This window comes from Alicyclobacillus suci, from assembly GCF_017329615.1.
In the GTDB taxonomy this organism is placed as follows: Bacteria; Bacillota; Bacilli; order Alicyclobacillales; family Alicyclobacillaceae; genus Alicyclobacillus; species Alicyclobacillus suci.
This window is the reverse complement of record NZ_JAFMTW010000067.1, coordinates 1-10,382: the sequence shown is the minus strand read 5'-3', so window position 1 is coordinate 10,382 and position 10,382 is coordinate 1. Positions and strand designations below refer to the sequence as shown.

8 protein-coding genes are annotated in these 10,382 nt (G+C 45.8%); all 8 read left to right on the top strand.

Annotation, left to right across the window (positions count from 1 at the left end; all coding sequences use genetic code 11):
- Positions 1–353 precede the first annotated feature (353 nt).
- The 8 genes from J3482_RS18680 to J3482_RS18645 all read left to right on the top strand — a co-directional run bounded on the left by J3482_RS18680 (position 354) and on the right by J3482_RS18645 (position 10,286).
- On the top strand, positions 354–935 hold the full coding sequence (locus J3482_RS18680) for a hypothetical protein (protein WP_206922912.1): 582 nt from the start codon (positions 354–356) through the stop codon (positions 933–935).
- 134 nt (positions 936–1,069) lie between these two features.
- On the top strand, positions 1,070–1,219 hold the full coding sequence (locus J3482_RS18675) for a hypothetical protein (RefSeq protein WP_021295999.1): 150 nt from the start codon (positions 1,070–1,072) through the stop codon (positions 1,217–1,219).
- Between the two features lie 137 nt (positions 1,220–1,356).
- Complete coding sequence (locus tag J3482_RS18670; RefSeq protein ID WP_206922911.1) at positions 1,357–2,415, top strand: DUF6094 domain-containing protein; 1,059 nt, start codon at positions 1,357–1,359, stop codon at positions 2,413–2,415.
- Positions 2,416–2,496: 81 nt separating this feature from the next.
- Positions 2,497–5,766 carry a helicase-related protein gene (locus J3482_RS18665; RefSeq protein WP_206922910.1) on the top strand — a complete coding sequence of 1,090 codons (3,270 nt, stop codon included), beginning with the start codon at positions 2,497–2,499 and terminating at the stop codon, positions 5,764–5,766.
- Positions 5,767–6,321: 555 nt separating this feature from the next.
- A complete protein-coding gene (locus tag J3482_RS18660) occupies positions 6,322–6,828 on the top strand; it encodes a Cas9 inhibitor AcrIIA9 family protein (protein WP_021295994.1) in 507 nt (168 codons plus the stop codon).
- 25 nt (positions 6,829–6,853) lie between these two features.
- Positions 6,854–8,407 carry a PcfJ domain-containing protein gene (locus J3482_RS18655; RefSeq protein WP_021295993.1) on the top strand — a complete coding sequence of 518 codons (1,554 nt, stop codon included), beginning with the start codon at positions 6,854–6,856 and terminating at the stop codon, positions 8,405–8,407.
- 428 nt (positions 8,408–8,835) lie between these two features.
- Positions 8,836–9,888, top strand: a complete 1,053-nt coding sequence (locus J3482_RS18650; RefSeq protein ID WP_223204346.1) for a site-specific integrase — start codon at positions 8,836–8,838, stop codon at positions 9,886–9,888.
- Between the two features lie 122 nt (positions 9,889–10,010).
- The gene (locus J3482_RS18645; RefSeq protein WP_021295991.1) at positions 10,011–10,286 is read left to right on the top strand and encodes an acyl-CoA thioesterase; all 276 of its coding nucleotides are present in this window, start codon (positions 10,011–10,013) and stop codon (positions 10,284–10,286) included.
- The last annotated feature ends 96 nt before the right edge of the window (positions 10,287–10,382 follow it).

The following is a 10,382-nucleotide window of genomic DNA, read 5'->3' as shown; positions in this document are numbered from 1 at the left end:
ATCGAATCATCTCCTCAACCACCTCACCGTAGTGAGGCTATCATAGGGTGGGGGAATTTTCGATTGTTCCAGTGGGGTACTTTTAGGCTATCAAATACAGAAGCAGAGCACGGAGCAACGTACTCCAAGAAATCAAGCATGAAACTAGGGCACTACCCCATCCGGGTGAAACGGGATCGAGCGGGTGGTGCATGTAGCAAGGTGGACGGGGTAGTACCCGCAACCACAAGACATTGACTTGAGCAACAGTAGCCGGCACTGGAAATTCTCGAGCGACATTCAGCAGTTCCGGACCTGCTGGAAAATCTACTGCGAAGAACTTCAACGACTATGATACGAGGAGGTGTATCCATATGTCTAAAAGCATCTTAAAAAAGCTCGACAAATGGGCTTTCTTTGTAGCACTAGGATTAACGACACTTGCCGCCTTACTCGGCTTTGTGGTTGCTATATTGCCTGCAGTCGAAAAGGCCATTGGTGTACTGATGGTAAGCCTTTTAACGGTACTGTATAGCACACAGTTAAAGAGCTTCGCGAAATACTGTGAATACGAATTTGAGGCAAAAGTCCTCGATGGAATTTTGCAATCTATCGAGTCATTCACTCTGTTTGCCGTGTTTGGTCGCACTGTTGTAGAGCCACTCATCGTATCACCAGTCATTAGTGACCTGTTCCTTTTCAGTTTCATCACCGGTGGTCTTCGTATAGCCCTAAAGGTGATGGAGGACTACGGTATGAAAACAAAACAAAAGGTAACAGGCATAGCGTTTGCAATAGGGCTGATGACTGGTTACTGGTATGTGTTAGCTTGTGTTGCTCATGCACCAGTGGCTCTATATGACTTAACGGTCGCTTCGGTACCAGTTGTACTTTTAGTGATGAATCTTCGTGAGATTCCTGCTGTTAAGAAACTGCTAGAACGGCATTCTGGCTGAGGATTAGCTTGCAAATCTGATTGGGATGGCGGTGCCTCTCCGTATACGTTGTCCGAGGGGCCTCCTTCTGCGGTCGGACTTAATTCGAACATGGCCAGGTGGAGAAGACCACATACCAAGGGGGAGTCTCGCATATGCAGAACGAAGCTTATGAAGTGGAAAATCGTGAGAATCCAGAGAGTTGTGAGATATGCGGTGACTATACCTACACATATACGCGGGTAGCGGGGTTAGATATCGTTTGCCCAGCTTGTGCCAAACAAGTCGCCAACTTGGAGGCGTAATCCCTCAACTAGTAATGCTTAATAAGGTCTCATCGACAGAGCAATATACAACGAATAACTAATTAAGGAGGTGAACCCTCTGTCTGTATTTCCGGACAGGGGGTTTCACCCCATCCGGTCGGACAGTGGGAATTTGAATGGCAAGATACGAAAGTGATAGTCGCCTCGGTTTTTACGCTACGCCCGAAACAATGACGGAAAAGATTGTGAAGCGTCTTCGTTTTAAAGGGCCAGCACGCATTTTCGACCCGTGTTGTGGCAAAGGTATTGCACTTCAAACTGTTGGCAAACAAGCCCCAGTGGGTACGCTCACTTACGGCGTCGAGCTAGACCGAGCACGTGCAACTGAAGCTACGGAACGCTTGAACTTCGTAGTCGCCTCACCCTATGAGAAGGCGCGCGTAGACAAGGCTAGTATGTCTTTACTGTGGCTAAATCCGCCCTACGACAACCGCGGTGGGCAAGGTGGAAGTGAATCTCGCATCGAGCTTTCATTCCTGCGGGACACGGCGAAATATGTGGCTCCGGGTGGAGTACTTGTGTTCATCATTCCACGCACGACACTTTCAAAAGAGACAGTCAATGCGCTCGAACATCGATACACCAACCTAGCAGTATACCGTTTTGACGATGATGAGTATCAGGCTTACAAACAAGTCGTCATATTCGGTGTGAGACGCGAAAAGCCTTTACAGAGCACAAAAATGCTCACTTCTGAAGAACTTGAAACGCGTCGCCACTTACTCGCGGTCGGAAATGACTCCACAACACGAATTCCATATTTAGACAATATGGATAACCGTACTTGGATTATTCCGGCTTGCGACGTAAGTGACGACATCGAGTTTCGCGGAGATGTTCGTGATGAAGTCGAACTTCTACGAGACCTCGAGCTTTCTGACGGCTTCAAAGTAGCCGAGCATATGCTTCAAGGTTCGGTAGTCGATGCGAAGCTACAAAGACCGCTACTCCCGTATCGTCGAACACATCTTGCGACGCTTATCGCAGCCGGCGCATTAGATGGAGCCGTTGGCATAGGTGAACATCGCCATATGGTTATCGGCACGAGCCGAAAGGTAACGCACCGAGATATTACGTACGACGAACAAGGACGTGAAACCATCGTTGACACGGATGAGTGGGTAACGATTGTTCGGACTATTGAACCAGACGGAACCATCCGCGATTTGCAATAATACTTAGCAAGGGAGGTAGTCCCGGTGATGCACTATTCATCGGGGCGCCCCTGGTGGATATGCATACATTGGGATGGATACATGAAAATTCTTGAATATCAAAGCGATTTACACTGGTATGACGCTGCAGCACATCTTCTCATCACTCGGCCTATTCCAGGTAAGGAATATGAGGAGCTCATTGCAGCAAGCCTAATTGACATAGACCAGGTAACACGAGGCATAGCGGCACGCGCATTAAAAGGAGAGTTCCTACATGTGCGACCCGAACGTTACGCATCCATTGAGACACGTGTAAAGTGCGACAGGAACAACTACAGGTTGATTCATCGGCCGGTCGGAAAAACGACGCACACGCTCATACTGCACAAGTCTGCAGTTGATGAAATCATTGATAGTGACCGGGCACGGTCATTGATCCTACCGGACGGTGGAGACATCGCTACGTTGTTTGCAAAGCATTTTGCACACGACTTTAGCCTTCCGTACGTCGAGGAATGGGGACAACCCCTATGGGACGCCTGCGTTCAGCGCGAACTTGTAGAACCGCTCAATGTATGGTCGGATCCAAACGTTAAGTTTTGGAGAGACGTTCAAGCCTACCAACTTTCACCGGAATTAAACGAGGAACAAGCAAAGGAGATCCTTTCAAAACTACTGGCAAAACGGAAAATTGAACTTCCCCAAGGAATCACGGAAGCGCCGGCTCTCTCTGAAGTCTTAGGCGAATATAAAAAAGATGCAGAAGACGGCGATCAAGCTGAACTCATGACGTATCTGCAAACATTCGCAGGACATCTCGCAGCAACCATAGAGGAGATGGCCAAACCACTACATGACTTAGATAAACCGATTCACCCGGCGATCGCGACGATGAAACGTGTGCCCTTCTTAGCACAGGCACATGTCGCTCAGGCTGCGGTAAACGGTTTAAAGTCACAAAAAGGTGTAATCATCTCCAGCGATATGGGCACCGGCAAGTCAATTTCAAGCTTGGCGGTTTTAAATACACTGGCTGCCGTTAAAAACGAGGCACAATGTGTGGTTAATAGAGGCAAACGTTCGCTTAGTGTTTTAATGCTCGTCCCTGCGATAACGATCCCTAAATGGGTGGAAGACGAAATAAAGGCCACATTACACAATCCAATCATTACAGTTTTTAAGAACTGGAAAGACGTTGTACAGTGGCGGGACAAGCGGAAAAAACATCCTTTGCAAAACGGTCAAATCGAAATTATGCTGCTGGGCAGAGATACGAGCAAATTGGGCATGCCTAAAGCGCCATCTCTGATTTATAAACCACAGCATGTCTACACATTTCGTCCTTCGAGGTCAGAGTATCCTATGGCAAAGCCGATGCTTTCATTTGGAGAACAGGGTATTCGGTACTCTGTCGGTACAGCGGACCGCGGCCATGTCGTCAAACTTGAAGATGTTTGGTTATGCCCAGAATGTCACGCCGTGCAAACGAAAACCGACGAGGAGAGCATCAAGGAAGCGCGAGCCGCAAGCGGTGACAATGAATATGAAATGCTACTAGAGTTAAAGCTCGGCTTTCATGATCTAGCAAATGGTCGTCGGCCGTATGAAGCAACAGGAGTCGGAGATCGTGCCATTATGCATGATCAGTATCACTTCCATTCAAACCTTGGAAACTACCATTGTAGTGCGTGTAACGCAAATCTGATGCGTGATGTAAAGCCGGAAGTCGAAAAGGTGAGTAATTTAACAAAGCGGCGATTGCAACCTTCTTGGTTCATTCAGAGATACCTGAAGGGATACATTGACCTTCTGGTAGTGGACGAAGTACACGAGTATGCTGGCTTGAGCGGGCAAGGTGAAAGCCTTGGGGCTATCATTTCAGCCGCAAAGCGCGTACTTGCTCTCACGGGAACCCTGTCCAAAGGCACCGCGTCGAGCTTATTTTATCTGCTATGGCGACTTGTTCCTGGCCAGATGCTTAAATTGGGGTTTGATCACAAGTCACTTGGAAAGTTTGTGAGTCTTTATGGAGCTCAAGAACAACGTGGACGGTATTCAGAAGATGATGTTCAGGATGATGGGACATTCACACGCCGTAAAATAGTGATGAATCCACCAACCGAAATTCCTGGACTGTCACCGAAACTTTTTGCGAACTTGCTTTCTGACAAGACGATATTCCTAGAGCTTGGCGACCTCGGCCTTCCACTTGTAGAACTTGAAGAAAAGCCGGTGTTTGTGGACATGGATGAGGATCCACCGCATCGGTACCAGTATTCAAAGTTTCACAACGAACTCGAGTCCAAGATGAAAAAAGCATACATCGGAGGAAACAAACACGCCTATGCACGCTTTATCCCTTCGGTCGTCAATGCGGCAAATCAGCCACACAAGGAACAATATGTGCCTCTCAACGATGAGGGCATTGCCTGGATACCTACACATGATGAGAATGAGCTTAACGCAAAGGAACGGCGATTACTTGAGGATATCCGAGATGACCTTGTGCAAGGCCGTCGATGCGTCGTCTTTGTAAGATATTCTGGCAAGGAATATCAGCAGGATGAGCGCATTCATAAAATATTGACTCGAGAAGGGATTAGGTCTCGTTTATTAAAAGCAAGCGTCAAACCGCAGGATCGAGTCGCATGGATATCCAAAGCAGTCGAAGATGACATACAGGTTATCGTCTCAAATGTAACCTTGGTCCAGGTGGGTATCGATATGCTCGACTTCCCATCATTAAATTTCTTTCAACTGACCGATCAAATTAACACTTTACGACAAGCATCCAGGCGAGCCTGGAGGATTAAACAGTCGCAAAAATGTACTGCTCGTTTCTATATTACAAACGGATCGTATGAGATGGTCCAATTTCGTCGCATGATGAAAAGACGTCTTTCCGCTATGTTACTGGAGGGACGAGCAGATAAGTCTGATTTGGCGATGTTCGGGGAGAAAGACGAGTTATCGTCTTCAACATTTTCCATCGCAAGCTGTCTTGGAGACGTCAACGATCTCGAATCCAAGTGGCGAACGATAGCTGACAAGGATATTCCCCAGGGCGTCGTGATGCTGAAGGAGGACGAGTTTAAAGTCGAAATCTCCAAAGCTATGAAGCGATTGGCTGAGGAAACGAGACGAGCTGCTGGATTACAAGAGGTAGATATTATTCCTCTAACCAACACAGAAACCCAGCTCGATTTGTTCAACCTTCCAGATTTCGAAGAGTCGCAGGACACACCGAAACCACTTGTTGTACAGGAAGAGCCGATGACTGTCGGTGCGCTGCGTAAACAGATGGGGTTTGTGGTTAAAGCGAAAAAGAAAATGGTCAGTGATGACCAAATTCTCTTGTTCGCGCTGTAGCACTACAAAGTGCCCGCCATTTAGGCGGGCCTTTTTTGTTGACTGATAAAAGAAAAAACACTACTCTAAAAGAGAAATTAGAAAAACTTTCCCTCTTATGCGCTTGAATCCATTACGTGGAGAGCAGAGAGGAGCCTAGGAAGCTATTACATAGCGAACCGCAAGGTGAAACTAGGCAGCATGTCACTCGTCGGTACTCAGTCACTTGTCGCACACTCACGGTAATACCTCTTGTTCAGTTGCAGCAAGAATAGCTGAACTCACTATGTACGCCAGCAGATGCACTAGGACGTGCACGTGTACATAGGACAGGAGCTCACTTTCGCACTTACCCTCGGGTAAGTAGCGCCACCTTAACCTATTCGCAACACCAAACCTATGATCGGAATCTGCCTAAGTGGCAGTTGAAAGGCAATCGCATGACCCGTGTTGGTCACATGACCATCACGAAAGGTCTTTGTCGGTTGCCTTTTTTGCGTTCCGGTCTCCCCCTGCCGCCCAGGGTATCTTATTCACTCCCAAGGCGGCGGCGCCGGGAGTATCGGAGGGATCTTCATGTCTGAAGAACAAATGAAGAAATTAGATGTTTCTACTGAAACAGACCAAGACGAAGAGGCTCAATTAACAGGAGAGGCCTACTACGAAGCCGCTGTAGAAAGAGTAAAGGCACAAATGGTAGAGAATCAAAACAATCCTACCATAGAGGTGATTGGAGAATTCATTCTCAACCACCTAGCCTCAAACGCACGACACTCCAGAAATTTCATTGCGGAGGACAAAACCTTAGGGAAGTGCTTTGACACATTAATTCGTTATGCATCTCAATTCCGCACGAATAACACAGCCGTTCTATCAGATGAAAAGGTTTTTGCTGTCGTTTTGAACTACTACGGATGTTGGGAAGGCGAACCGTTCGACCTCCCTGAAGAACACCGATACACACCTCCTGTGAGAACGGCCGTTCAAACATCACCGATTCGAAATACTACTGCCGCTCGGCGGCCTTTAGGGCCCAAGTCGAAACCCGTGCCAGAAGAACAGTTGACCCTATTTGACATCTAATCCTGAAAAAATAGGAGGAAACTACATGGAATTTAATGAAGCAATTAAGCATTTCCCGAAGAAAATCAGCAAGAGTTTATGTAACTACGCACGTGACACGGTTTTCAAAGAAAGCCGCTACTTATTCGTATGGCGAGTGGGTAAGGTTCAAATGGCATACTGCACGCACTGTAAAGTCGAATATCCTCTCGGCCTAGGTGGAGCATATTTCAAGCATAACGAAAAGACGGATTGCTTAAATTGCCATTCTAAGTGTACTGTGAAGCAAAACGGCCGCGGCCGCTCACGCCTCGTCGACTACGCGTATATCGTCTGGTACGAGAAGTCCCGACTCAACAAAAATGTCGTCGTAGCGCGTGCATTTTACGCGCAACGGGACTACTCTGGCGACTATCGCGAAACGGAAACACAGTTTACGACATGCGCCTGGTATGTATTTGAGCCAGGGCGTGGTGGTACCGAGTTTCGCAACGAATGGAACGGTAAAACCCGCAAAATGCGTAATGTTGGATCTTACGTTGAACAACGCATGTACAATTACTACTTTGGAATTATTAAGCCGGCATTCTGTTCGACCGGGAGCATAAAACGAGCTGTAAAGGGGACGCCTCTGCAGTACAGTATGTGGCAAGAATACGATGACGAAACGTTTGACTTTGTTAAGTTTTTCAACATTGCGGCTAAGTACCCATGCGTAGAGTACTTAACCAAAATGGGTCTAAAAACCCTAGTTTCCGCAAAAATGCTGGGGCACCAAACATACAGAGCGATTTATTGGCGAGGAAAAAACCCACAGCAGGTCCTTCGCATGCCGAAGACAGATATTCTCCGGTTATTGGAGTTGCCGAATGTACTACCGAAAACCCTCCACAGCTATCATTTTTGGAGAAAGCAAGGTTTTGAAGTTACACCTGAACAAGCGTTTAGCCTTCAGGATATTACTGAAGACCGCATATGGCAGTACTTAACCGAAAAGAAGATAGCCGAACCAATCATGGTGGCTAAGTATATCTTGAAACAGATGAGGCGTGAAGACGCGCCAGAACGTTATTCCAGAGCGACCAGCGTACTCATTGACTGGCAAGATACTTTGCGTATGTCGAAAGAGCTTGGAATGGACCTGGGTGCACCACACGTCTTGTTCCCCACAAGTTTGCGACAAACTCACGATAAGCTGATGCAACGTGTAAAAATCAAACGGGATGAGGAAATCAATCGTCGGATTGCTTTACGTGTACAGGAACTTATGTGCTACGCGTATTCAGATGACCGCTTTTTCATTCGTCCAGCGAAAAGTAGCAATGAACTGTTTGAAGAAGGTAAGACCCTAAACCACTGTGTCGGAGGCTATTCCGACCAGTATGCATCTGGCATTTGTGATCTATATGTACTCAGAAGTGTTACAGAGCCAGAAAAACCTTTCGTAACAGTGGAAGTGTCGGATAATGCTATCCGGCAAGCCCGGGGGTACAAAAATTGTGACCCCCAACCGGAAGTAAAGGAGTTTTTAAAGCGTTTTGCTAGACTTCTGAAAAAAGAAAGCAAACAACGCAATAAGCCTAAGTCACGTGTGGCATAACGCGTCCTTGTTATTTAATGCATGTAATCCAAAAGGGGAGGTGTCCTTTCTGCCGGTATTCGGGACAGGAAGGTAGCCCTCCCCCGTTCCCGATTGCTTAACAGGCTGGGATCGACCATGAATAGATCCACCCAAGTTATTTGGGTGGTTTCTGTCTCTCACGAGTGACCTCTCTTTCTTTTGAGGTCGCTCGTGAAAATGATATTTTCACATCATGTAATATAATACAAAATTATACAACAAGGAGGATTTCGAGATAGAAATAGTGAATTGATAGACACAAAGATATTTTTTGTAAATATTTAGGTTTGTCTATAACTTCCAATTTGATATTGTTTAGTCCCTTATTTTTTAGACTCTAAACGTCCGATAATGAAACTTTATCGGACTAAACTTTAAAATGTAATAATTGGGGTTGGTTTATCAAAATGGATAAAAATTTAACAGTAGGTACACCCAGTACATATTTAGTTAAAAAAATAAAAAAAGGCGGTATTTCTTATTTTGCGGATAATTCTCCAAACACCGATATGGAACCAGAATTATCTGACGATGCAAAAGAATTTTTGAGCAACGCTAGGTCAGCGAATACCAAACGAGCATACACGTTTGACTTGTTTGATTTTTTTACCTGGTGTTTCAAAAATTCACTATGTCCATGTCCTGCCGCTCCCGAAACCATTTCAAACTACATTGCGTACCTAGCACGGAGGCGCAAATTTCGAGCAAGTACAATTGAACGACGCATGGCTGCAATTTCACAACTTCACAAGGCAAAGGACTATGAGTCCCCCACATCTCACTCACAAGTCCGCAACATTTGGAAAGGCATTAAACGCGATGAAAATGTTCAGGTTTCCCGTGTGGGAAAATCACCATTATTAATAGAAGAAATTCGTCGCATGGCGAGCCTTCTGATCAAAGAGGGTAACCTTAGAGCGCTGCGAGACCGCACACTAATCGTAATCGGGTTTGCAGGTGCATTTCGTCGGTCTGAATTGGTAGCTCTTAACGTCGAAGATGTAGATATCGTCCATGAAGGACTGATAATCACTATTCGAAAGAGCAAAACAGACCAAGAGGGGCATCAACGAAAAATACATCTTCCCTATGGATCCCACGTCGAAACATGCCCGGTACGAACATTTCAAGAATGGTTAAATAAAGCCGGAATCTCGACAGGCCCGATTTTTCGACGTGTCTATCGTAGAAAGAACGCATATCTAGTTTCCGGAGAACGCCTGTCAGATAAAGGTGTAGCACGTATTATAAAGGATACCGCTCAAAAAGTCGGACTTCCTCCAGCAAAGTACGCAGGCCATAGCCTTCGCTCTGGATTCATTACATCTGCTGCGAAAGGAGGAGCACGCGAAGATAAAATCATGGCGATCAGTGGACACAAAAGCATTTTAGTAATGCGTTCATATATAAGAGATGCCAATGGATTTGACCAGAATGCCGCGTCCTATGTTGGGTTATGACCTTTGAAACTTTTGTCAGACATTATATTATGCTACTGAACCAATTCATGTCTCAATAAAACTCAGAAGCATCATTTGAACCAAACATAACCATATTTATATGTTGAATGGAGATTAAAATTATGAAGCATTTTACTTATTGCCTAAAAGTTCGCTATCCAGAAGTCGACCAAATGGGGGTTGTTTACGACGGTAACTATATTCCCTGGCTTGAATTGGGACGATCAAGTACAATTACACATTTTGGGCTTACATATCGTGAATTAGAGGAATCCGGAGTATTGGTAGTCGTTACAAATCTCACTGTAGATTATAAGGTTCCGGCTAAATATGACGATACGATTTTGGTGGTCACAAAGTTAACAAGCCTAGAAGGAATCCGAATTTCATTTAATTGAGCGTTTTGCAGATTTATAAACTCCCGCAGGGCAAGGGTTTTTAGGGCATGAAAAAGGACTTCACCCCAACCTTCGAGAAGATTTCAAGTGACCAAA